The sequence below is a fragment of the Cupriavidus sp. 96C5-1 genome (assembly GCF_057798855.1).
Genome location: NZ_JBYOJU010000058.1, coordinates 23,221 through 46,311, shown reverse-complemented (window position 1 = coordinate 46,311; position 23,091 = coordinate 23,221). Strand labels below are relative to the sequence as shown.

The 23,091-nt window shown below is 67.5% G+C and carries 22 protein-coding genes; 10 read left to right on the top strand and 12 right to left on the bottom strand.

From position 1 onward, the window contains the following. Position 1 precedes the first annotated feature (1 nt). The gene (locus tag AC3FOF_RS39445) at positions 2-1,462 is read left to right on the top strand and encodes an FAD-binding oxidoreductase (RefSeq protein ID WP_488729708.1); all 1,461 of its coding nucleotides are present in this window, start codon (positions 2-4) and stop codon (positions 1,460-1,462) included. Positions 1,463-1,486: 24 nt separating this feature from the next. Here AC3FOF_RS39445 and AC3FOF_RS39440 read toward each other — a convergent pair whose 3' ends face one another. From AC3FOF_RS39440 to AC3FOF_RS39410, 7 genes are all read right to left on the bottom strand, one after another. Beyond that, positions 1,487-2,260 (bottom strand): ABC transporter permease, encoded by a 774-nt coding sequence (locus AC3FOF_RS39440; RefSeq protein WP_276264240.1) that lies wholly within the window; start codon positions 2,258-2,260, stop codon positions 1,487-1,489. Further along, the gene (locus tag AC3FOF_RS39435; protein WP_276264225.1) at positions 2,260-3,450 is read right to left on the bottom strand and encodes an ABC transporter substrate-binding protein; all 1,191 of its coding nucleotides are present in this window, start codon (positions 3,448-3,450) and stop codon (positions 2,260-2,262) included. Before AC3FOF_RS39435 ends, AC3FOF_RS39440 begins: the two co-directional genes overlap by 1 nt. A 42-nt stretch (positions 3,451-3,492) precedes the next feature. Then, on the bottom strand, positions 3,493-4,332 hold the full coding sequence (locus AC3FOF_RS39430; protein WP_276264226.1) for an ABC transporter ATP-binding protein: 840 nt from the start codon (positions 4,330-4,332) through the stop codon (positions 3,493-3,495). Next, positions 4,329-5,402 carry an acyl-CoA dehydrogenase gene (locus AC3FOF_RS39425; protein WP_488729707.1) on the bottom strand — a complete coding sequence of 358 codons (1,074 nt, stop codon included), beginning with the start codon at positions 5,400-5,402 and terminating at the stop codon, positions 4,329-4,331. Before AC3FOF_RS39425 ends, AC3FOF_RS39430 begins: the two co-directional genes overlap by 4 nt. A gap of 19 nt (positions 5,403-5,421) precedes the next feature. Beyond that, the gene (locus AC3FOF_RS39420; protein ID WP_488729706.1) at positions 5,422-5,982 is read right to left on the bottom strand and encodes a carboxymuconolactone decarboxylase family protein; all 561 of its coding nucleotides are present in this window, start codon (positions 5,980-5,982) and stop codon (positions 5,422-5,424) included. Between the two features lie 123 nt (positions 5,983-6,105). Further along, the gene (locus AC3FOF_RS39415; RefSeq protein WP_488729705.1) at positions 6,106-7,041 is read right to left on the bottom strand and encodes a cupin domain-containing protein; all 936 of its coding nucleotides are present in this window, start codon (positions 7,039-7,041) and stop codon (positions 6,106-6,108) included. A gap of 278 nt (positions 7,042-7,319) precedes the next feature. Next, positions 7,320-7,754, bottom strand: coding sequence for a Fur family transcriptional regulator (locus tag AC3FOF_RS39410; RefSeq protein ID WP_488729704.1), 435 nt, complete (start codon positions 7,752-7,754; stop codon positions 7,320-7,322). Between the two features lie 140 nt (positions 7,755-7,894). Between AC3FOF_RS39410 and AC3FOF_RS39405 the strand changes: the two genes are divergently transcribed. The 4 genes from AC3FOF_RS39405 to AC3FOF_RS39390 all read left to right on the top strand — a co-directional run bounded on the left by AC3FOF_RS39405 (position 7,895) and on the right by AC3FOF_RS39390 (position 14,429). After that, the gene (locus AC3FOF_RS39405; protein WP_488729703.1) at positions 7,895-9,997 is read left to right on the top strand and encodes a TonB-dependent siderophore receptor; all 2,103 of its coding nucleotides are present in this window, start codon (positions 7,895-7,897) and stop codon (positions 9,995-9,997) included. A 308-nt stretch (positions 9,998-10,305) separates the two neighbouring features. Then, complete coding sequence (locus AC3FOF_RS39400) at positions 10,306-12,369, top strand: TonB-dependent hemoglobin/transferrin/lactoferrin family receptor (protein ID WP_488729702.1); 2,064 nt, start codon at positions 10,306-10,308, stop codon at positions 12,367-12,369. 17 nt (positions 12,370-12,386) lie between these two features. After that, the gene (locus tag AC3FOF_RS39395) at positions 12,387-13,274 is read left to right on the top strand and encodes an MbnP family copper-binding protein (RefSeq protein ID WP_276264233.1); all 888 of its coding nucleotides are present in this window, start codon (positions 12,387-12,389) and stop codon (positions 13,272-13,274) included. Between the two features lie 3 nt (positions 13,275-13,277). Then, on the top strand, positions 13,278-14,429 hold the full coding sequence (locus tag AC3FOF_RS39390) for an MbnH family di-heme enzyme (protein WP_488729701.1): 1,152 nt from the start codon (positions 13,278-13,280) through the stop codon (positions 14,427-14,429). A gap of 22 nt (positions 14,430-14,451) precedes the next feature. Here the strand turns inward: AC3FOF_RS39390 and mbnC are convergent, their stop codons facing one another. The 3 genes from mbnC to mbnA form a co-directional block, all read right to left on the bottom strand. Next, on the bottom strand, positions 14,452-15,012 hold the full coding sequence (gene mbnC / locus AC3FOF_RS39385) for a methanobactin biosynthesis protein MbnC (RefSeq protein ID WP_488729700.1): 561 nt from the start codon (positions 15,010-15,012) through the stop codon (positions 14,452-14,454). After that, positions 14,999-15,862: a methanobactin biosynthesis protein MbnB gene (mbnB, locus tag AC3FOF_RS39380; protein WP_488729699.1), complete on the bottom strand. Its 864-nt coding sequence runs from the start codon at positions 15,860-15,862 to the stop codon at positions 14,999-15,001. The genes mbnC and mbnB overlap by 14 nt, the downstream gene beginning before the upstream one ends. Positions 15,863-15,957: 95 nt before the next feature. After that, positions 15,958-16,050 (bottom strand): methanobactin, encoded by a 93-nt coding sequence (mbnA, locus tag AC3FOF_RS39375; RefSeq protein ID WP_017225281.1) that lies wholly within the window; start codon positions 16,048-16,050, stop codon positions 15,958-15,960. A gap of 287 nt (positions 16,051-16,337) precedes the next feature. Here mbnA and copC point away from each other — a divergent pair, with 287 nt between their 5' ends. The 3 genes from copC to AC3FOF_RS39360 all read left to right on the top strand — a co-directional run bounded on the left by copC (position 16,338) and on the right by AC3FOF_RS39360 (position 19,102). Then, positions 16,338-16,709, top strand: coding sequence for a copper homeostasis periplasmic binding protein CopC (copC, locus tag AC3FOF_RS39370; protein WP_063637331.1), 372 nt, complete (start codon positions 16,338-16,340; stop codon positions 16,707-16,709). Positions 16,710-16,729: 20 nt separating this feature from the next. Next, on the top strand, positions 16,730-17,587 hold the full coding sequence (locus AC3FOF_RS39365) for a copper resistance D family protein (protein ID WP_488729698.1): 858 nt from the start codon (positions 16,730-16,732) through the stop codon (positions 17,585-17,587). 108 nt (positions 17,588-17,695) lie between these two features. Further along, positions 17,696-19,102 (top strand): PepSY-associated TM helix domain-containing protein, encoded by a 1,407-nt coding sequence (locus AC3FOF_RS39360; RefSeq protein ID WP_488729697.1) that lies wholly within the window; start codon positions 17,696-17,698, stop codon positions 19,100-19,102. Positions 19,103-19,163: 61 nt separating this feature from the next. Here AC3FOF_RS39360 and AC3FOF_RS39355 read toward each other — a convergent pair whose 3' ends face one another. Further along, complete coding sequence (locus AC3FOF_RS39355) at positions 19,164-19,355, bottom strand: hypothetical protein (RefSeq protein WP_017225470.1); 192 nt, start codon at positions 19,353-19,355, stop codon at positions 19,164-19,166. Between the two features lie 52 nt (positions 19,356-19,407). Here AC3FOF_RS39355 and AC3FOF_RS39350 point away from each other — a divergent pair, with 52 nt between their 5' ends. After that, complete coding sequence (locus AC3FOF_RS39350; RefSeq protein WP_017225469.1) at positions 19,408-19,626, top strand: HP1242/YdcH family protein; 219 nt, start codon at positions 19,408-19,410, stop codon at positions 19,624-19,626. Between the two features lie 285 nt (positions 19,627-19,911). After that, positions 19,912-22,086 (top strand): TonB-dependent siderophore receptor, encoded by a 2,175-nt coding sequence (locus AC3FOF_RS39345; RefSeq protein WP_488729696.1) that lies wholly within the window; start codon positions 19,912-19,914, stop codon positions 22,084-22,086. Between the two features lie 23 nt (positions 22,087-22,109). Here AC3FOF_RS39345 and AC3FOF_RS39340 read toward each other — a convergent pair whose 3' ends face one another. Beyond that, positions 22,110-23,012: a LysR family transcriptional regulator gene (locus AC3FOF_RS39340; protein ID WP_017225467.1), complete on the bottom strand. Its 903-nt coding sequence runs from the start codon at positions 23,010-23,012 to the stop codon at positions 22,110-22,112. Between the last annotated feature and the right edge of the window lie 79 nt (positions 23,013-23,091).

The window sequence follows — 23,091 nt, the reverse complement described above, 5'->3', positions numbered from 1 at the left end:
TATGCCGACCGAATCCCCCACCATCCCCACCGCCGCTGCCAGCGCCACGCTGGCAGCCATGCAAGCCATCGTGGGCGCGGGCGCCTGCCTGAGCGGCGATGCCGACACCGAATCCTATGTCACGGACTACCGCCGCATCTACCGCGGCAAGGCCCAGGTGGTTGTCATGCCATCGTCCACCGAACAGGTCAGCCAGGTCATGGCCTGGTGCCACGCCCATGATGTGCCGGTAGTGCCCCAGGGCGGCAATACTTCGCTGATGGGCGGCGCTGTGCCCGACGATAGCGGCACCGCGGTGCTGCTGAGCCTGGGCCGCATGAACCGGGTGCTGGCGGTGGACACCATCAACGACACCATGACCGTGCAGGCCGGCGTCACGCTGAACGCCGCGCGCACCGCCGCCGAGCAGGAGCAGCGCCTGTTCCCGCTGCGCATCGGTTCCGAAGGCTCCTGCCAGATCGGCGGCAACCTGGCCACCAACGCCGGCGGCACCGCGGTGCTGCGCTACGGCAATATGCGCGACCTGGTGCTGGGCATCGAAGCCGTGCTGCCGGACGGCCGCATCTACTCCTCCCTGCGCGGCCTGCGTAAGGACAATACCGGCTATGACCTCAAGCAACTGTTTGTCGGCTCCGAAGGCACGCTCGGCATCATCACGGCCGCCGTGCTCAAGCTGATGCCGCAACCGCGCGCCAGCGCGGTCGCCTTCGTGGCGGTCCAAAGCCCGGAAGCCGCCGTGCGCCTGCTGGGCGTCGCCAAGCAGCATGGCGGCCAGGCGGTCACCGCATTCGAGCTGATCTCGGCGAGCGCGCTGGAACTGGTGCTCGAATACCTGGGCGACGTGGCCTCGCCGCTGCCCGCGCGGCACGACTGGATGGTGCTGATCGAGCTGACGTCGGGCGGCAGCAGCGAAAGCCTCAACGCCACGCTGATGGAGATCCTGGAAGCCGGCTTGGAACAGGCGCTGGTGCTGGACGCGGCAGTGGCCGCCAGCGTGGCCGACGCGCAGAGCTTCTGGCGGATCCGCGAGGAAATCTCGGATGCGCAGACCCGCACCGGCGGCAGCATCAAGTGCGACGTCTCGGTGCCGCTGTCGCGCATCGCCGCATTTATTGGCGACGCCTCGGCCAAGGTGCTGGCGCTGGAGCCCGCGGCGCGCATGGTGATCTACGGCCATATGGGCGACGGCAACGTGCACTTCAACCCGCTGCGCCCCAAGGACCGCAGCGCGGCGGATTTCCTGGGGCAGTGGTATGTGCGGATCTCCGAGGCAGTGGATTCCCTGGCGCATGCGGAGCATGGCTCGATCTCCGCCGAGCATGGCATCGGCGTGGCCAAGCGCGACGACCTGAAGCGCTACAAGTCGCCGGTGGAGCTGGAGCTGATGTGGCAGGTGAAGCGCGCGCTTGACCCGAAGAACCTGCTGAATCCGGCCAAGATGCTGCCGAGACTGGACGACTAGCATCGCGCGCTGGTGGCTGCGCCCCTACGACGGCACCCACCAGCGATGCAGCCAGCGCGCCAGCGTATCGAGGGCGAAGCCGAGCAGGCCGATGACCAGCACCGTGGCCAGCAGCTCCGAGTAGGCCAGCCGGTCGCGCGTATCGAGGATGAAATAGCCCAGGCCCGCGTTGACCCCGAGCATTTCCGCCGGCACCAGCACGATCCAGACGATGCCGATCGACAGGCGCAGCCCCGTCAGCACGCTGCCCACCACGCCCGGCAGCACCACTCGCATCAATAACTCGGCGCGGGTGGCGGCAAGGCTCCTGGCCAGCAGGATCCAGCGCGGATCGAGCTGGCGCACGCCGGCGGCGGTGTTGAGCAGGATCGGCCAGAGCCCGGCAAAGGCCAACAGGAAGAGCACCGGGCGGTCGCCCACCCCGAGCACCATCACTACCACCGGCATCCAGGACAGCGGCGAGATCATGCGCAGGAACTGGAAGGCGGGCGACACCGCGGCGTCCACCGCCCTGACGCCACCCACCAGCAGGCCCAGCGGCACGCCCGCCAGCAGCGCAATCGCGAGCCCCAGCAGCACGCGCCGCAGGCTGACGCCCAGGTGCAGCCACAGGTCGGGATGACGCAGCAGTCCGGCCGCGCTGGCCAGCGTGGCCGACGGCGCGAAGCGCGCCGCCAGCCCTTCGGCCTGGCCGGCTCCGGTAGCCAGCCACCACAGCGCCACCAGCGCCGCCAGCCCGCCGATGCCCGGCCACAGGCGGGCCGCATTGCCGCCATTGCCGCCACTCGGTGCCCGCATCACGCCGCGATCTCCTCCTGCCGCGTGAAGCCGTCGGCAAAGCCGAACGCCTTCAGGCCACCCACTTGCGCCAGGCTGCGCCGCACGAAACGGTCGTCGACCAGTTCGCGCGCCGCGCGCTGCGGATCGAGCGCGGCGAGAAAACTGCTATTGCCCTCGATCAGCGTGCCCTTCAGGCGGCGCACCAGTTCTTCCGTATAGCTGGGATACGGATACGGCTGGAAGTCGATGCGCTGGTCGTTCCAGCCCGCGTGGCGGATGGCGCCGCTGGCGAGATAGCGGCCGTGGTCGCCCGCGTCCGGCGCCAGCACTTTGCGCAGGGCGTCGAGCGTGTGCGGCGTGTAGCGGTTGGGGCCGTCCTTCGACAGCAAGGCTGCGGCCTCGGCGCGGTTGTCCTGCGTCCAGCGCTGCGCCCTGACGATCGCGTTGACCACCTTCTGCGACCACGCCGGCCGCCGATCCAGGTCCTGCTGGTGCATGAACACCACACAGCAGGCGTGATTGCGCCAGACATCGCCGGTGAAACGCAGGATCTTGCCGATCTTCAGCGTCTCGGCCGCCGCGTTGAACGGCTCGGCCACGATATAGCCTTCGATCTGGCGCGCAGCCAGCGCCGGCGGCATGTCGGACGGCGCCATCACCACCAGGCCGACTTCGTTCGCCGCCAGGGTGCCGGTCTTCTTCGCCACCGGCACCAGGCCGTCCTTCTTCAGCAGCGTTTGCAGCACCACATTGTGGATGGAATACCAGAACGGAATCGCCACCGTCTTGCCGCCGAGATCGCGCAGCGTGGCAACCTGAGGCGCCACCGTCAGCCCCGACCCGCCCACATGGTTCCAGGCCACCACCTTGGCCGGCACCTGGCTGCCGAAGCGCGCCCACACCGTCATCGGCGACAGCAGGTGCACCACGTTGACCTGGCCGGAGATAAAAGCCTCCACCAGTTGCGCCCAGCTGCGCAGCAGGGTCGGCTTCTCCGCCTTGACGCCTTCCTGGTCGAAATAGCCATGATGGTGCGCCACCAGCAGCGGCGTGGCGTCGGTGATCGGCAGGTAGCCGATGCGCACCGGGGCATCCGGCTCGCTGGCGGCGCGCGCGTTCAGGGCATTGAGCAGGGGCAGCGCGCCGCCAGTGGTAAACAGCGCCGAGAGCTTGAGCAGCTCGCGCCGGGACATCGGTACCTGGCACATGGATTACCTCGTCTTGATCACAGGTCAAACAGGTCGAACAAATCAAACAGGGATCGGTTGCAGGGCTTGCGGTGCTTGCGGCGCAGGCCCGCCCTCGCGCTCGTCCGGCCGCAGCAGCCGGCGCAGGTGCCGCACGATATCCACGCGCAGGGCGCCAAGGGCGTCCACCAGCGACGCGCGCGGATGCGGCAGCGCGATGCGCCACTCGCGCGTCACGCGGGCCGGCTCGCCGGGCATGCCCCCGAGCAGCACCACGCGGTCCGACAGCAGCAGGGCTTCGTCGATATCGTGCGTGATCAGCAAGGTGGCCGGGCCAAAGTCGCGCACGATCCTGAGCAATAGCGCCTGCATGTCGCCACGCGTGATCTCGTCGAGCGCGCCGAACGGCTCGTCCAGCAGCAGGGCCTGCGGCTGGCGTGCCAGGCAGCGGGCCAGGGCCACGCGCTGCGCCATGCCGCCGGAGAGCTGTGCGGGGTACAGCTGGCGCGCGTGGCCCAGACCCACCGCTTCCAGCGTTTGCGCCACACGGCGCTGGCGTTCGCTCCGTCCGATCGCGGGCTGGCGGCGGAAGCCAAGGCCAAAGCCGACGTTGTGCTCCACCGACAGCCACGGCAGCAGGCTCGCGTCCTGGAAAGCCACGGCAATACGGGGATGCGGCGCCACGAGTATCTCGCCACGGATGCGCACTGCCCCGCTGGTCGCCTGTTGCAAGCCGGCCATCAGGCGCAGCACACTCGACTTGCCGGCCCCGCTGGGGCCGATGACCGACACCACTTCACCGGGCGCCAGCCGCAGGTCCACGCCGCGCAGCACCGTATGCGCGCCGGCGCCGCTGCCGTATGCCAGCGACACGCCCTCGGCCTCGAGCAGCGCGCCGCTCATGCCGCCTCGCGCTGTGCCTGGCGCGCCAGTTCGGTCTTCAACTGCACCAGGCTGGGCGTGACGATGGGCAGGAATGCAGCCTCGCGCCAGCGGCGCGCAAAGCCGCCGTTGCGCGCATGCAGATAGGCCGCGCCGCCGCGCGCCTGCAGTTCAAGCTGTACCGCAGCCATGGCCAGCTCCACCAGCCGGATGCGGATGCCGAACAGTCCGCGCGGCGCGGCCAGGAACTCGCCGCCATCCACGCCCTCGGCCACCCGCCTTGCTTCAGCCTCCACCGCTGCCGACAGCGTGTCGAGTTCATCGTCCAGCACCGACCGGGCCCCATCGGCACGGCCACGGGCCGCCAGGATTGCGCGCCGGGCGAGCCCGATGGCAAGGCCGCACTGCAAGCCGAGGAAGGCTGGCCGCACGCACGGCAGGAACTGGTGCGCATCCTCGTGCAGCAGCCAGCCGGCATCCAGCGCCGCCGCATCGAAGCGCACCGAGGCGGTGTGGCTGCTGCGCAAGCCGATCAGGTCGAGGTCGTCGCTGCGCGTCACCCCCGGCAACGTCGACGGAACCGCATAGACGCCGGGCCGCCCGGAGGAAAGGTTGTCCGCCGCCACCGCGACCGCAAAGCCCGCCGGGTGCAGGTTGGTGGCCCAGGGAACGGTGCCGTCGACCCTCCACCCGCCGGCCGCGTCGCGCACGCTGACCTGCAGCGCTTCGATGCCGCCCAGGAATTTCATGGCGTTGGACAGGCCGGTGGCGCCGGCCAGCGCGCCATCCAGCAGCGCGCCCAGCCAGCGCCCGGCAAGCGCGCGGTTGGGGCTCTGCAGCAGATACTCGATGAAGACGCGCTGGCCCCAGAAGACGAAGGCCGCGGTCTGGGAGTGCCCCGCCACCGCGGCGATGGCCTCGATGGCATCGGAGGTATTGCCGCCGGCGCCACCGGCCGCCAGCGGCACGCCGAGCCGGAACAAACCGGCCTGCGCCAGCCGCGGCAGTACGCCGGCCGGGTCGGCGGTGCCGCCGTCCAGCGCGTCGGCATGGGTGTCGAGCCACTGCGTCAGGGTTGGGTCCAGCGTCATTGCGCGCTCCTGTTCCGCTTCATGCGGCGCCGGGGGTCCAGCGGTAGGCTTCCAGCTCCGGGTTCAGCGGCGACTGGGCGAGGTTGTTGCCAAAGTTGCAGAGCGTGGCAAGGCTCACGCCAAGCACCACCTCGAGCGCCTGGGCCGGGTTGAAGCCGGCCTCGGCAAAGGCCGAGAATTCCGCCTGCGGCACGGCGCCCCGGTCGCGGATCACCGCACGCGTAAAGGCGGCCAGTGCTTCGAGCCGGGCCTCCGGCAAGGCGGCCTGGGCGCGCAGCGCATCCACGGTACCGGTGTCGAGCTTCGCCTTCTTGAGCGCGATCGCGGTGTGGCCCGCGACGCAGAAGCCGCAACCGTGCGTAGCCGCCGCAGTAATCTGGACCACCTCGCGCTCAGCCAGCGTCAGCGAGCTGCGGCTGTTGATCTCCGAGACGGTCAGGTACGCTTCCAGCGCGGCCGGTGCATTCGACAGCGCGGCGATCAGGTTCGGCAGGTAGCCGTTGTTCGCCAGTGCGCGCGCCACGAAGGGACGGCTGGCTTCGGGTGCGGTGTCGGCAGTCTGGAGCGGGATGCGGCTCATGGCATATCGGAGGATCGTTGAACACCAGCCGATTGTGCGGCGTGCCGGCGTGCGCGGCCATGCGCGAATGTCGCGATTTCCTGCTGTTTCGTCTGCTTTGGCAGCGCGTGGTCGCGGGCACACCTAGGTCGGCGCGAAGGCCGCGCCGGTGGCCGGCGCCCGCTGGCCCTGCCTGCGGTACGCGCCGGGTTGCGCCCCGGTGGCCTTCTTGAAGGCCCGCGCGAATGCCGCCTCGGAGCGGTAGCCCACACGCTCCGCCGCCTGCGCGATGCTGCACCGGCCGGCCAGCAATTGGCCGGCGATCTTCATGCGCAGCAACAGCAGGAAGGCTGCCGGCGGCTGCCCGCAGGCTTCGGTAAAACGCTTGCTGAAAGTGGCACGCGACATATGGACGAGTTCCGCCATGGTTTCGACCGACCACGGCCGCTCGGGATGCTGGATCAGCGCCAGCATCAGGCCGGAAAACTCCGCGCTGCGCAGTAGCGGCCACAGGCCCTGCGCCACATCCTCGCGCGCGGCCAGATGCCGCACCACGTAGAAGAAAAGCAGGTCGACCAGGCGCGCGATCAGCGGCGAGGGCTCGGCATCACCGCGCCGCGCCTCCGCCAGGATCAGGTCGAACAAGGCACGGGTGCCGCCCAGCGCTGCCGTGCCCGCCGGCAACACCAGGTAATCGGGGAACGGCGCCAGCAGTACTTCGCTGAGGCCGGGGCGGAAATCGAAGAAGCCGCACGCCAGCCCGGTGGCATCGGCAACCGACAGGTCCAGCGGCTGCATGCCGGCCACCGGCAGGCAGGCCTGGGGGTCGTCATGCTGCCCGAGATAGTGCGGCACATCGCGCAGGAAGAAGACCGCATCGCCGGCTTGCAGGTAGGAGCGCCGCTGCTCGCCCGGCAGATGCAGCCAGCACGCGCCGTGCAGTACCAGGTGAAAACCGGCACGCATGCGTCCGGCTACCGAGGCACGCCAGGTGCCGCAGTACTGCCCGATGTGAAACAGGGTGGTCTCGAGTTCCAGGCTGCTGAGAACCCAGTGGACCACGCGATCCGAGTGATTCATGACATGCGACGGCAAGCGCCGCGGGAAACGCGGCCAGGCTGGCCACGTTAGCCCGGTTGCCGGCCGCAGCGGAAGGAATTTATCCGCATGAGGATATGCGGTGGACAGCGCCGCGCCAGAAAAGACGACCCGGCCATCGACAAGCCAGATGAACGACGGAAGCGGGCCGCGCGGCGTCCTTGCCTCCTTGCACACGGCAAGACCAGCTTCCAGGGTTCAATACGCAGGCAGCCGACTAACCCGCTCGCAGGAAAGCCGGCTACCGGCACGCCAGCCGGTCAGCCCTCGGCGCCACGTGCTGCCGCTGCGCGGGCGGCCGGCGCCGCGCGCTTGCCTGCCGCCTTGGCGCAGGCAGCGCACCGGCCCCGCAGCGTCAGCTCATGCTGCTCCACCACAAAGCCCGGCGGCGTGATCTCGTCGAGGTGCCCGGGGCAGCCCTCCAGCGGGAACACCCGGTCGCATGACAGGCACTGGAAATAGTGCCGGTGAACCACGGTACCCGGTACGGCTACCACCTCGTACCGGTCCGGCTGGCCGGGCAGTTCCACCGCGCTCAGCATGCCCTCCTCCACCAAGGCCCGGATATTGCGGTAGACCGTGGAGAGCCCCAGCGACGGCACGCCGCCCTGGGCCGCGGCAAGGATCTCGGCCGGGCTGAGGGGCCGGGCGGCATCGGATAACGCGCCGAGCACAGCTTCGCGTTGACGGGTCATGCGTTCCATAACTAAAATGCTAATGAAAATTCATTCTCAATAAGGTGCGCGGACGAATCTGCCCCGTCCGGCGCCACCAAAACCAGGCGGGCCCCCGCAACGGCGCCCGCCGCTCACATTCCATCTCTGAGGATCGATCCATGCTGCGTCCGCAGCCTCTCACGCCTTTCGCTGCCGCTGCCATGCTGGCGTTTTCGCCTTTCGCGGATGCCGCGGATCCTGATGACCACGTGCTGCAAGAGGTTTCGGTGACGACCGCCTCGCCGGCGCATTACCATCCGCCCGAGGCTTCCGGCGCCACCCGCACCGATACGCCGCTGCGCGAGGTGCCGCAAGCCGTGCGCGTGCTGCCGCGGGCCCTGATCGACGATATCGGTGCCACACGGCTCGACCAGACCTTCGATTATGCCAGCGGCGTCTCGCGCCAGAACAACTTCGGCGGCCTGTGGGACAACTACGCCATGCGTGGCTTCACCGGCAGCGAGAACACCGGCTCCGGCTACCTGGTCAACGGCTTCGCCGCGAACCGGGGCTTCACCGCGCCGCGGGACGCCGCCACCATTGAGCGGATCGAAGTCCTGAAAGGCCCCACTTCGTCGCTGTACGGCAGCAGCGAGCCCGGCGGCAGCATCAATATCGTCACCAGGCAAGCGCAGTTCAAGCCTGCGCAGACCTATGAGATGGAGACAGGAAACCGCGATCGTTACCGGGTCGCGGCCGATGTCACCGGCGCCCTTGGCGAGACCGTCGCGGGCCGGCTGATCGCCGTGGCCGATCACGACGGCAGTACGCGCGATTTCATCAACAGCCGGCGCTACCTGGTCGCGCCGTCGTTCACCTGGATCCTGGGCGCCGATACCATCGTGCAGTACGCGGCGGAATTCCAGCGCTTCGGCACGCCGCTGGACCGCGGCGTGGTCGCCGTCAACGGAAAGCCCGGCGCCATTCCTCGCTCGCGCTTCCTCGGCGAACCCGGCGACGGCGATGTCCGCATCGATAGCCAGTCCCACCACCTGGGCGTGGAACATCAGTTCTCCGAGAACTGGATGGGCCGGGTCTCCGTGGCTTACCGGGGCGGCAGCCTGGCCGGATACTCGACCGAGGCGAGCGCCCTCGGCGCGGACAATCGCACGCTCACGCGCCAGCGGCGCAATCGCGACTACCGGTCGGACGACGTTTCTCTGCAGGCGGATGTCACGGGCAAGTTTTCCACGGGGCCGGTCGGCCACGAACTGCTGCTGGGGGTGGACGCCTACCGCTTCGGCAACACCCAGGCGCAACTGCGCAGGAACCCCAGCGCCAGCGCGCCCTATGCCATCGACATCGACAACCCGGTCTATGGCCAGACGCCGCCGACGCTGCTGCCCAATACCGACACCTATGAGCGCCAGGCCAACCTGGGACTCTACGCCCAGGACCAGTTGCGCCTTGGCGAGCGCTGGCGCCTGCTGGCGGGCGCGCGCTTCGATGCCTACGACCAGTCGCTGGACAACCGCCTGCGCGGCACCACCACGTCCCAGCGCCAGACCGCCGTGTCGCCGCGCATCGGCGTCACCTACCTGGCCAGCAACAATGTCTCCCTCTTTGGCAACGCCAGCCGCTCGTTCCGGCCCAACGCGGGCAGCGACGCCGCCGGCCATGCGTTCGCTCCCGAGCACGGGCGGGCGGTGGAAGCCGGCCTGAAGTTCGACAGCGACGACCGCCGCATCGGCGCCACCCTGAGCGCCTTCGAGATCCGCAAGCGCAACGTGCTGACCGCCGACCCGGCCGACACGTCCTACTCGGTGGCCGCCGGCGAGGCGCGCAGCCGCGGCCTCGAGTTCGATGCGTCCGGCCAGTTGGGCAAGCACTGGCGGGTTTCCGGCAGCTTTGCCCTGACCGACGCCGAGATCACCCGGGACAGCCGGCTCGCGGCAGGCACGCCCCTGCTCAACATCCCCCGCACCAGCGGCAGCGTGCTGGCGGTCTATGAAGACGCGGCGCCCGTCGGCCAGCGTTACGGCGTCGGCGGCGGCGTGCGGTATGTGGGCAAACGCTCGGGCGACGCGCAGAACGGTTTCTCGCTGCCCGCGTACACGCTGGCCGACCTGCTCGCCTACTGGCAATACAGCAAGAACATGCGCGTCACGCTCAACGTCAACAACCTGTTCGACAAGACCTACTATGCAAGCTCCTACAGCAGCGTATGGATCGCACCCGGCGCCGGCCGGACGGTCCGCCTTGGTCTGCGCCTGAGCTACTGACGGCTGCCGACGGCATGGCCTGGTCCCGGCCACCGCATCAGAATCCTTGTTTCGCCCGTGTCGTGCAGCGTCACGAAGGCGGTGCGGCTATCCGATGAGAAGTGGATGTGGCCCGGCGTGTTGGCGCGTGGAACGCGTTTCGCGGGGGTGATGCCGTGCCCGGTAGCGTGGTGTTCGACGGGGCGCGCAGGCAGGAGCGTCGTTCCGCCAGTCTTCGCCAGCGCACGAAAAGTACGCGGCCATATGCCGCATACCACACAAAGTGCCATCTCTATATATTTCCCCGGTATAAAAAAGAGGGAGAGACGATGACGGTCCGCACCGTGCTGGCTTGCACGATCACCACTGCCATAGGCACCCACACGCCCGCCGCCGGCGCCCAGGCGGCGCCGTTCGCGCCGTCGGCGGCAACGCTCGACCCGGTTGTCGTCTCCGCGACGCGCACGGAGAACCCGCTGTCGTCGACCCCTGCGTCGATCAGCGTCGTCACCCGCGAAGACTTCGAGGACAGGCAGGCCTACTCGGTATCGGACGTCCTGAAGACACTGCCCAATGTGGATTTCGGCGGTGGGCCGCGGCCGGAAGGCCAGATCCCCGGCATACGCGGCTTTACCGGCAAGGAGATCATCGTGCTGGTGGACGGCGCCCGCCAGAATGCGTCCCCCGGCATTGCGTCTCCCCTGTATGCCGACCCGTTCTTTCTTCGCCAGGCGGAAGTGGTCAGGGGATCGACGTCCACCCTGTACGGCAGCGGCGGCATCGGCGGCGCCATGGTGTTCAGGACCCTCACCGCGCGCGACCTGCTAGGGCCGGACGAGCACGCCGGCGCCGACGTGCGGACGGCGTACGCGTCGGCCGACCGCTCGCCTCACTACAACGCGCGATTCTACGGCCAGGCAGGCATGGTCGACGCCATCGCGGCGTTCGGCTATACGGAGACGGGCCGCATCCGCCAGGGCGGCGGCACGACCCTGCGGCCGAATGACGGCCATGCCGGCAGCGGGCTGTTCAAGCTGGGCCTGCAACCCGGCAACCGGCTGCGCTTCGACCTGTCCCACCAGTTCTACCAGGCGGGCAGCTACCGTCCGAACAACCCGGAGGCTGACAGCAGCCTCGGCACGCCATCGTCGATTCCGGTCCAGATGAATCGCATCAACCAGGAGCAGACCGTACTGAAGGCCGCCCTGGCTGGCGAGGATGGCAAGCCGGATCTCGACGTCACGCTCTATCACACGCGGCTCAGCCTGAGCGCCGAGCGCAATGCCTTGTTCCCCGGCTTGCCGGCCACGGCCAATGTGACCGACACCACCGGCGCGAGCCTCCAGCAATCGCTTCGCTTCGGCGGGCAAACCATCGGGCAGCGGGTCACGTACGGTATCGATTACTATCGCGACCATCAATCCGCCGCCAGCGCGGGCGCTGCCAACCCCGTGATTCCCGATGGAACGCAGAGGGTGATCGGCGCTTTCCTGCAAGATGAGATCAGCCTGGGCAAGGCCTGGAAGCTCACTCCCAGCCTGCGGGGCGACCGTTTCGAGACCGCCGTCGATACCGGCGCATCCGGCCAGTCCTCGAACCATCATGTCTCGCCCAAGCTGGCGCTGAGCTGGCAGCCCGTGCCCCAGGCGACGCTGTTCGCGAGCTATGGCGAAGCCTACCGTGCGCCCTCGATCAGCGAGGCATACCAGAACCTTTCCGGCAGGAACTACCTGTTCAACTTCGCCGCCAACCCGAACCTGAAGCCGGAAACCGCGCGAACGCTGGAGCTGGGCGCGTCGTTCCATCGCAACGCCATTCTTGCCGGCAATGACAGCGTGCGCCTGCGTGGCTCCGTCTACGCGTCGCGGGTGAAGGACCTGATCTCGAGCACGGTGGTCGGCACTTATGCGCGCAGCATGCCGTTCTCGGGCACCGGCACCATTACGCAGTACCAGAACGTCACCGATGCCAGGAGCCGCGGCGCGGAGATCGAGGGCCTGTACCGCGTCGGCAACCTGGACCTGAGCGCCGCCTATAGCCGCGTCAGGACCACGGACGACAGCACGGGCGCATACCTCTATTCACCACCCGACAAGCTCGTGCTCGGTATTCGCCAGGCCTTGCCGCAGTATCGGGTTGCCCTGCAGTGGAACAGCCAGTTCGTGGCCGCGCAGGACTACGATTCCACCCTGCTGCGCCGGCGGCCCGGATATGCCGTCCACAATCTGTACATGACCTGGTACCCCCCTGCCGCGAAGCATATGCTCAAGGTCGACTTCGGCATAGAAAACCTGTTCGACAAGCGCTACTTCTCCTACCAGTCCGGCAATGCGATCGCACGCGTCGCCGACGTGGGCCGCAATGCCAAGATCGCGCTGACCGCCTCCTTCTAAAGGGAAAGGGAACGACAATGAAATACGCATGGGCAAGCGGTGCCCTCCTGGCGGCCGCCCTGTCGGGTTGCGGCGGTGGCATCCCGGCTGCGCCGAACCGGCCGGTCACGCTACAGTTCGATGCACGCGTGGGAGAGGAGCCGTTCGAGTGCGGCCGCAGCTACGACGGCATCGGCACGACGGCATCGCGCATCACCCCTTCCGATTTCCGGCTGTATATCTCGGAGGTTGCCCTGATCGATGCCGCCGGACAAGCGGTGAATCTCACGCTCGGGCAGGACGGCCGCTGGCAGTACAGGGACGTTGCCCTGCTCGACTTCGAAAACGGCACGGGGCCCTGCCGCAATGGCAATCCCGGCTTGCACGACAGAATCGAGGGCCACATTCCGCCTGGGGTCTATCGTGGCCTGCAGTTCACGCTCGGCGTGCCACCCGCGCTGAACCATGCTGACCCCACCCTGGCGCCGTCGCCGCTGAACCTGACGGCGATGTTCTGGAGCTGGCAGGCAGGCTATAAGTTCGTCAAGATCGACATGGCGACAAGCGGGCAGGCGCAAGGCGGCAGCACGCCAACGCACCAGCGCGCCGCCGGCTTCCCGGTGCATCTCGGCAGCAGCGAGTGCGTTTCCCCCTCGGCGACCGCCGCGCCTGCGGCCTGCCATCGGCCCAACCGCGTCACCGTCCGCTTCGACACATTCGACCCCGATACGCAGCACGTGATCATCGATCTTGCCGCCCTGCTGCGCGACACCAATATCGATATCAACACGCCGGGCTCGGCGCCCGGCTGCATGGCCGGCCCGGACGACGCGGATTGCCGCCGGCTCATGCCGGCCTTCGGGCTGGCCTTCCAGGATCAGGCGGCAGGCGGGCAGCGCTTCTTCCGGCCCGGCAAGGCGAGATAGCCAATGAAGTACCCAGTGCTTTCCGCCCTGCTCTGCGCGCTCGCGCTGACCTGCCTGACAGGCGCCGCCGGGCCTGCGGCGCAATACGATTGGAAGCTGCCGGCCTGGGTCCCCCCGCCGGTGGTGCCGCCTGACAACCCGATGTCCGCGGCCAAGGTGGAACTGGGCCGGCACCTCTTCTATGACCGCCGCCTGTCCGTGGACGACTCGACCGCATGCGCGGGCTGCCATCTCCAGGCGAAGGGATTCACCGATGGCCGCAAGCTGGCGCTCGGCGTCCATGGCACGCAGGGCGTGCGCAATGCCATGAGCCTGGGCAACGTCGCCTACTTCCCCGTGCTGACCTGGGCGAACCCCAACCTGACCCGGCTCGAGATGCAGGTCCTGGTGCCCCTGTTCGGTGAAACACCGCTGGAGATGGGGATGGCCGGCCGGGAACAGCTGATGCTCGAACGGCTGCGCTCGGAACCACGCTACCCCGCCTTGTTTGCCGCTGCGTTTCCCGGGCAGGCCGACCCCGTCAGCCTGTCGTCGATCGCCAGGGCGCTGGCTTCGTTCGAGCGCACGCTGCTCACCTTCAACTCGCCCTACGACCAATACAAGTATGGCGGTGAGCCTGGCGCCATCAGCGCTGCCGCCAAGCGCGGCGAGACGCTGTTCTTCAGCGAGAGAATGGAGTGCGCGCATTGCCATGGGGGATTCAACTTCACCGACAATAACCGGCACGCGAGGCTGGCCTTCCCGGAAATCGGCTATCACAACACCGGCCTGTACAACCTTGACGGCAACGGCCTGTACCCGCCGGACAACCATGGCATCCGGGAGTTCACCGGCAATCCGGCCGACGAGGGCAAGATGCGCTCGCCGTCGCTGCGCAATGTCGCGGTCACGGCGCCCTATATGCACGACGGATCGATCGCCACGCTCCAGGAAGTGATCAGGGACCACTATGCCAAGCGGGGCAAGGCCGCCCGCGACGGCAGACCGCCCAACCCGCTGCGCAGTGAATTCATCGAGGGATTCGAGCTGACGGCGCAGGAGCTCGACGATATGGTCGCGTTCCTGCAATCCCTTACGGACAGGCAATTCCTCGAGGACAAGCGCTTCTCGGACCCGTGGCCCGAGCGCGGCGCGCGCGCGGCCGGCGGGCGTTAGCCGCGACGGCGCCGGCGCCGGGTCAAAGCGGAATCGGCGACCATCCGGGAAACGTCTCGAGCGCGAAGCCCGGCACCAGGAAGAAACCAAAGCGGTCGCACGGCGGCGCAAGCGGGGCTTCCAGCTCGATACGCTCGACCGAACGCGCACCGTCGACGGACCTGCATTTCCATCCGGCGATCAGGCCGGGGCTCTTCGCATCGCCCAGCACGATGCCCGCGGCGCGTCCGCGGTCCACCGTAGCCCAGCGGGCCGCCGAGGCGGCCAGCATCGATTCCGCGAGGTTGTCGGGCAGGCTGTCCGCGAAATCCGATCCGTCAAGCCACCGATAAGCCCAGATGTAGAACGCCCAGTTCATGGACAGGCGCCGCGATGCCGCCCATGCCATGAACGGCCGAAAAATCGCCAGTCCGTCCGGACCGGCCAGGTCCAGCAACGCCGGGCATACATCGAACAGCGTATGCCAGTAGGCGCGCAGGCTGGTGTCGATCCTGACGAAGGCCTTCGAATCGCGTGGATAGCGCTTCTGGAGGTCAGGCGTGGCCAGGGCCTCGAGCAGATCGGTATCGTTAAGCGGTGACATTGGCATTGCGGTCTTCACTGGCGCCTGCATTGACGGCGGCATGGCCATGGGAGGGCTTGGGGCACGCCAGCGCCGTGCGCAGCCGGTGCAGATCCCGGACGATCGCCTCGTATTCGATATTGCCGTCGCGTTCATAGGTCAGGGTCCGGCCCGGCAATGCCAGGGCAGGCCCGATGCGCTCAAGGTACGCCAGCGTATCGGGCGCCAAGTCGGTATCGTGTGCGTCGATGGCAAGCCTGGGGGAGAGTATCGAGCCGGTGAATCCGGCAATATGGAAATGCCTTGCCTCGGCAGCCAGGGGGCTCCAGGCATCGAGAGGCAAGCCGCAGTTGCGCTGCGCGCATACGGCATTTGAGATATCGAACAGGAGTCCACAGCCGGTCTCCTTCGTCAACCGCGCGAAGAATGCCGGGGCATCGTGGCCGCCGTCCATGATCGACGGGTAGTTTTCCAGGTGGACGCGACACCCGAGCCGTTCCTGCCACCACAGCGTGCGTTCGCGGATCTGCCGATAGGCCCCTGCGTAGTCGACCTCGGCAAGATGATAAAGATGGCGGCCCAGGTGGCTGAATGCTGCGATATGGTCCGACACGTACAGCGGCCGCAGGATATCGATGTATTCGCGCAACCTCGCCGCCAGGTCTTCAAGCGCCGCCTGATCGCTCTCCATGTACTTCGAGAACATGATGTGGAAGGCCACCGGGCAATCGAATGCGGCGGCAAGCTCCACGGCCGGCACCTGCAGAAAGTTGTCGATAAGGATTTCGCAGAAATCGATCTCCCTTTCCCGGACCAGTTGCGTAACCAGGGGGTAAGTCGTCCCCAAGGAGAAATTGAACCCTATCTTCATGCATGCCGTCCCACGTTGTCTCACGTCGCCATCGCGTGCGGATGGCCCGGGGCCAACAGCCGCCTCAGGCCATCCGCTTCAAGGGCGAAATGCGCTTATGCGCCAATCGCCGCACAGCAGGAACCGCAACAGGCGCCGCTGCGCCCGCGCACTTCAATGGCTTCCTTCTTGCTGATCTTGATCGTCATGATGATTCCTTCCTGTTGGGACCGACGTTGGGTGGACATCTCTCTGCCAGGCAAGCCATTAAAAAAAGATCGGCTATGCTTGGCAGGGATCAGAATAAGTCGATTGAAAGTGCTTGCCGAGTGGCAATTTGCCGCATTTTTTCCGCGACCTGCGCGAGCAAGGTGGCCGCGGCCTGTCCAGCGGCCATTTGCCGCATGCAGGCCGCCCGCGCTTCCAAGGGAAAATCCAGGACTGAATACAATCTCTTCTGCCTCCGAGAACCTAACGCTCCAGGACATCCACCCCAATGCCAGATCAACGCCTTACCCACATGCTCCGCGCCGGTGCCGCCGCCATTGCCCTGCTTTACGCCGCCACCGCGTGGTCGCACTCCCATCTGCAGAAGCAGTCGCCTGCCGCGGACTCGGCACAGGCAGCGCCGCAGGAAGTGCGGCTCGAGTTCTCCGAGCCGCTGGAAGGCGCGCTCTGCAAGATCGAAGTGACTGACGGCGCGGGCAAACCCGTCACGGCAAGCAAGGCCACCGTCGACGCAACGGCACCCAGGGTCCTGCAATTGCCCCTGGGCAAGCTCGACGCTGGCAGCTACAAGGTCGACTGGAACGTGGTTTCCACCGATGGGCACCGCAGCAAGGGCAGCTATCGCTTCACGGTGAAATAGTGGCGGGTGTCGCGGACACATTGAGCTGGTGGCTCAGCGGCGCCATATCGATTGCGCTGAGCGCGTCGCTTGGCGTCTGGCTGTTGACGCCGGCATGGCCCGCGGCCTCGGCGCCGGCATGGGCGCGCAGCTGCCTGGCCCTGCTTGCCGGCGCATTCGTGGCCTACCTTCCGGCGGTGTCGCTGGCATTGACGGACGCGCCGCCGGCCGAACTCCTGCCCGCGGTCTGGCTGGTGCTCCTGCATACGCACAACGGCGCCATGTGGTTGCTGGGCGCGGCTGGCCTGGTCATTGCCGGCGCCGCCTCGTTCATGCGCGCCGCCGCGAAACCAGGCGGCCCGGGCGCCTGGCCGCATCGCGCGACGGCTGCCGGCCTGCTGCTGTTCCTGATCGCAAAGGCGGCCACCGGCCATGCGGCCGAGCACGGCATGTTCAGCGCATCGGCATGCATCCACGCCATCCACATCGGCGCGGGCTGTGCCTGGGCGGGCAGCGTCGCGGTCTCGTGGCGGTTGCTGCTGCGCTGGACCGGGACACCGGCGTCCTGGCCCGCTGTCCTGATGCTGCGCCTGTCCCAGGTCGCTGCCACGGCGCTCACGCTCGTGGTCGTCAGCGGCCTGTTCAACGTCTGGCGGCTGCTGGACGCCGCTGCGGGAAGGTTTGGCACTTACGAGCAGCTGCTCGCCGCCAAGCTGATACTGGTGGGATGCGCAGCGGCCCTGGGCGCCTGGAACCGTTGGCATGCGCTGCCCCGCTTGCTGGGTGGCGATGAAGGGGTACGCAAGCCGTTGATGCGCAGCCTGTGTGCCGAGACCACGCTGCTGGCGCTGGTCGTGCTGATGGCCGCGAGGCTCGCCTCGACCATGCCGTCCATGTGAGCGAGATGTGGGAGGGCGGCGCGTCCATTGGCCGCAGGCCGGCGCCGCGCGGGCCACGGTATGCTGAGCGCCTCGAAATACCGCGGCGTCGTCGTCTCGCCCAGCCCCATGCCCAAAGCCGCCGCCCAGCCGTCCCCGGCAGCCGCCACTGCCACTGCTTCGTATCGCATGTTGTGGCGATGGCACTTCTACGCCGGGCTCTTCGTCATGCCCTTCCTGATCGTGCTGTCGATCACCGGCACGATCTACTGCTTCCAGCCGCAGATCGAGCCGCTGCTCTATCCCCGGTTGCTGCGCGTGGCGCCGGCGGGCTCGAAACTTCCTGCCCAGGACCTGCTCGACCGTGCCTGGGCACAGGCGCCAGAAGGTTCGGCCGCCACCACCTACACCCTCGATCCGGACCCGCGTGCCAGCGCCGAGTTTGTCTTTCGCCTGCCGTCCGGCAAGAGCCAAAGCCTCTATCTGGACCCATACACCGGCGAGTACCTTGGCAGCCTGAGCGTGGAAGACCGCCTGATGAAGCAGGTGCGCCTGCTGCATCGCGCGCTGCTGCTGGGCAAGACCGGCGAGCTGCTGATGGAACTGGCAGCGTGCTGGGCCCTGGTGATGATCGCGACCGGCCTTGCAATGTGGTGGCCGCGGCTGCGCGCGAAAGGCGCCGGCGCCTTCCTGGCCGGCAACGCCGCCGGCGGGCGCGGCTGGTGGAAGGAAATCCATCTGGTGACCGGTGCCTGGCTGGCGCTCGGCGCCGTGGCGTTCATCTTGTCGGGCTTGCCGTGGAGCGTATCGTGGGGCAAGCAGTTCAAGGCGCTCGCCACGGCAGCGCAGCTGGGCAACCCGCCCGGCGCGTGGGGAGACGCGGGCGTGCGTTCGACCCCGGGCGCGCCCCGCATGGACTCGCTTCCGCTGGCGGAAGTCCCCTGGGCCGTCGGCCTGAGCAAAGTGCCGCGCGGCACGGTGCCGGCAGCCGGCACCGCCACCATCAGCCTGGATCGTGCCGTCGGGATCGTGGCCGCCAATGGCGTCCCGAGCGGATGCCAGCTGGTGCTGCCGGGATCCCCGACCGGGGTCTTCACCGCGTCCTGTTTCCCCGCGGATCCCAGGATGGAACGCACGCTGCATATCGACCAGTACAGCGGCAAGGTCCTCAAGGACATTCGCTATGGCGACTATGGCGCGGTTGCCCAGGCCATTTCGTACGGCACCTCCTTGCACATGGGGCGCTATTTCGGCCTGGCCAACCAGATCGCCTGCACGGCCATCTCGCTGGGCCTGATGGCGCTCGCCGTGACGGGCCTCATCATGTGGCTCAAGCGCCGGCCCGCGCGCGCGCTGGCGGCACCGTCATTCCCGCGCAGCCTTCCACCGATGCGGGCGTGGGTCGCAGGGCTAGGGCTCCTGGGCCTGGTATTCCCGCTGATGGGCGCCACGCTGGCGATGGTCTGGCTGCTGGACCGCCGCTTCGCACCGGCAGTTGCGGCGCGTGCGCCGTCGCCGGAAGATGCCGCGGCCTGAGCCACGCTGGCGAGGCTTGGGGGCATAGGGGGCAGCCTTCGATATTCGATAGCGCCGCCGGTCAGAAGCGGTGATTGACGCTCAGTTCCACGCGCCGGCCCGGGCCCTGCAACCATTGCGTGGCGTTGTAGTAAGCCGTGGTGGCATAGCGCCTGTCGAAGCCGTCTTGCTGCTGTAGCGCCCAGCGAACAGGGCCGGCGATCCGCCGCCGCCTGACCCAGGTCAAGGCCCGCCATGGCTGGCGGTGGAACAATGAAGCTTCCCAAGGCCCTCCGGCCTTCCTCGCCACCACTCTGGAGCCCCTGATGTTCCCTGAATTCCGCGACCTGATCTCCCGCCTCAAGACGGAGGACGCGCATTTCTCACGACTGTTCCAGCGTCACAACGACCTGGATCACCAGATCTCCAATATGGAAACGGGCGTCACCCCGGCGGACAGCGCCGCCATCGAAGCCCTGAAGAAGGAAAAGCTGCAGTTGAAGGACATGCTCTATGTGGTCTTGAAGAAGGCTGCCGCCGCTTGAGCGGAGCGCGGCACGGCGCCTGAGCCGTGCCGCAAGCCTGTCGCGCGAGCGGCGCGCACCGTGCCGGGCGCAGGCGCGACAGCGCAACCAACAGTAAGAGTAAGCCACGGCCGACGCGCTCCGTTGGCAGCGCGCGCGGCGTCCTGCCGCCGCTCGCAAAAGCATTCCCATTGATGCGGTTTTTCTTGACGGATTCTGTGTCCGGTAGGCATTATTCGCCTCCTTGCCGACGCAAATGATATTGATTCGTATTTGCGTTCGCATCAACACTCAAGCCAAAGAAAAATGAGAACAAGCGAGCACAAAGCTACGCATCGGGAAACGCAGGCACCCGGGGTTCGCCAACACGCCACCCTGGCCAGGATGATCGTGCTGTCCGGCTTGTCCTGGAGCAGCACGGCTTTGGCGCAAGCCGTACCGGCCGCGGCGACGGAACAGGCCCTGCCCGCCGTTACGGTCAGCGCCGGCGCCATGGAGGAATCCGGCCAGCAACTGGAGAAAAAGGTCGGCAGCGGCGCGCTGGGCTCGCGCGCGCAACTGGACACGCCGTACTCCACCATCATCGTCAGCGGCGAAGACCTGGCCGATCGCCAGGTGACCAAGCTGGGAGACATCTTCGCCCTGGACGCCTCGGTGTCCGACAACAGCAACGCCAACAACAGTTGGTCCAGCTACCTCACGGTGCGGGGACTGCAGCTCGACTGGCAGAACGGCTACAAGATCAACGGCATGCCGTATGTGGGCTACGGCATCACCCTGCCCTATGAGCAGTTGGAACAGGTGGAACTGCTCAAGGGCCTGTCCGGCTTCATGTACGGCTTTGCCAACCCGGGCGGCACGGTCAACTACGTGACCAGGAAGCCGACCGACACCTTCACCGCGAGCGTCGAAGTGGGTTACCGCAGCACCCACGCCTGGAGCCAGCACGTCGACCTGGGGGGACGGGCCGGTCCAGGCGACAGGTTCGGCTACCGGCTGAACGTTACGCATGAGGAAGGCAAGCCGTCCAATGCGGTCAGCCTCAGGCGCGACTCGGTATCGCTTGGATTGGACGCCCGCCTCACCCGCGACCTGACCTGGACCTTCGACGGTCTCTACCAGGAGCGCCGCAGCTTCGGCCAGACGCCGACGTTCGCCACCTATTCGTACACCGGCGCTTCGCTGCCGGGCGTGGTGAGCGGGCGCGGCGGCGCCTTCGCGGGCCCGGACCAGCATCTGTTCACCAACCTGCAGCTCTACAGCACCGGCCTGCGCTACCGCATCAATCCCGACTGGACGGTCAGCACCAATTACAGCTTCAGCAAGGTGTCGCGCAGCCGCAATGAAACCTCGCTGGTGCTGTCCGGCGTCAATGGGGACTACCAGGACTCGCGCTACGACGGCTCGCAGGCACACCAGTTCAGCCAGTGGACGGCCATGGTCGAAGGCAGGTTTCGCACCGGCCCGTTCTCGCACCAGCTGGTGGCCGGCACGGCCTGGCAGCAGCAGATCAACCGCTACAGCACCGGCTCCGACCTGACGCTCGCACTGGGCCCAGGCAATCTGTATCAGCCCAACCCGCACGTCTACTACAGCCAGACGGGCTTCAGCGAATACCGCGCCAGCGATATCTCGCAAAAGGCGCTGTTCCTGAGCGACACCATCGCGCTGACCGAGAAATGGTCGGTCCTGGGCGGCGTGCGCTACACCAACTATGAGCAGAACGGCTACGCACGCGGCGGCGCAACGACTTCCGCCTACAGCAAGAATGGCGTGGTCACGCCCACGGTGGCGCTGCTCTACAAGCCGCTGCAGAGCACCACGCTGTACGCCAGCTACGTCGAAGCGCTGGACGGCGGCACCACGGTGGCCGAGACCTATGCCAATGCCGGCCAGCAACTGAACCCGCTGCGCAGCAAGCAATATGAAATCGGCGCAAAAACCGACCAGGGCAGATGGACCGGCACCGCCGCGCTGTTCCGCATCGAACGCGGCGCGGAGTACGTCAACGGCAGCAATGTCTACGTGCAGGACGGCCTGTCGATCTACCAGGGCGCGGAACTGGCCTGGAACGCCCGCCTGGGGTCGCAGTGGGAAGCCGGTGGCAGCGTGATGTACCTGGACAGCTACTACGACAAGGGCTCGGCCTACAAGGGCAACCGCGTCGCCGGCGCGCCCGGCTTCGTGCTCGCCGGGCGCCTGGCTTATCGCGTGCCCTTCGTGCCCGGGCTCAGGCTCGGCCTCGACGGCAAGTACACGGGCACGACCAAGCTGCGGCCGGCCGGCGATATCGGCCTCGGGGGCTATACGGTGTTCAACCTGGGCGCCAGCTACAGCACGCGCGTGGCCGGCAAGGACCTGACGCTGCGCGCGGCGCTGACCAACCTGACCAACAAGCGCTACTGGGGCTTCCAGTACGCCGACTTTATCCAGCCGGCCGATCCGCGCACGATCAGCCTCAGCGCGAAGATCTCATACTGACGGCCGCTGTCTGCCGCAAACCCTCAGCGATCGGCGCCGCCAGCGGGAAACACCCGCTCGCCCAGGAAGTCGATGAACACCCGCAGCTTGGGCGAGGGATGCCGGCTGGCCGGCCACAGCACTCGGAAGGTGCCGCTGCGCTCCACGTAGCCGTCGAGCACGGTGCGCAGCCTGCCGTCGGCCAGCGCGTCGCGGATCGCGAAATCCGGCAGGCAGGCAATGCCCAGCCCCTGCAGCGCAAAGCTCACCCGGGTCTCGATGTTGTTGCAGATCATCGAGGTGGGCAGGTGCGGTTCCGGCTCGGCGGGATCGCGCCGCAACGGCCAGGCCTCCAGCTTGCCGCTGTTGGGGAAACGGTAGTGCAGGCAGGCGTGACCGGTCAGGTCGGCCGGGTGCGCCGGTACGCCGCGCTGCGCGAGGTAGGCTGGCGATGCCACCAGCAGGATCCGGAAAGCACCCAGGCGCCGCGCCGACAAGCGGGAGTCGCCAGGCTCGCCGGTGCGCACCACGGCGTCGAAGCCTTCCTCGATCACGTCCACCAGGCGGTCGGTGAAGTCCAGGTCAAGCTCGATCTCCGGATACTGCCGCATGAAGTCGCCCAACACCGGCAGCACCAGCGAGCTGACCAGCGGCAGGCTGACCCGCAGGCGCCCGCGCGGCGCCCCGGCGGCGCTGGAAAGCTCCTGCTCCGCCGCCTCGATCTCCGCCAGGATGCGCCGGCTGCGCTCCAGGAACAGCGCGCCTTCCGCGGTCAGGGTGATGCTGCGCGTGCTGCGGTGGAAGAGCCGCGCACCGAGCTTTTCTTCCAGCCGCGCCACACTCTTGCCCACAGCCGAGGCCGACACGCCCATCAGGCGGCCGGCGGCCACGAAGCTGCGCGTCTCGGCCACCTGCACAAATACCGTAAAGCCGCTCAGGCTATCCATCGGCACTCTCCTTGCATCGCCTGATTCCCGATCTGTTCGACACGTTCGACACGCTTGTTCCGGATCATTCCGTCATTCC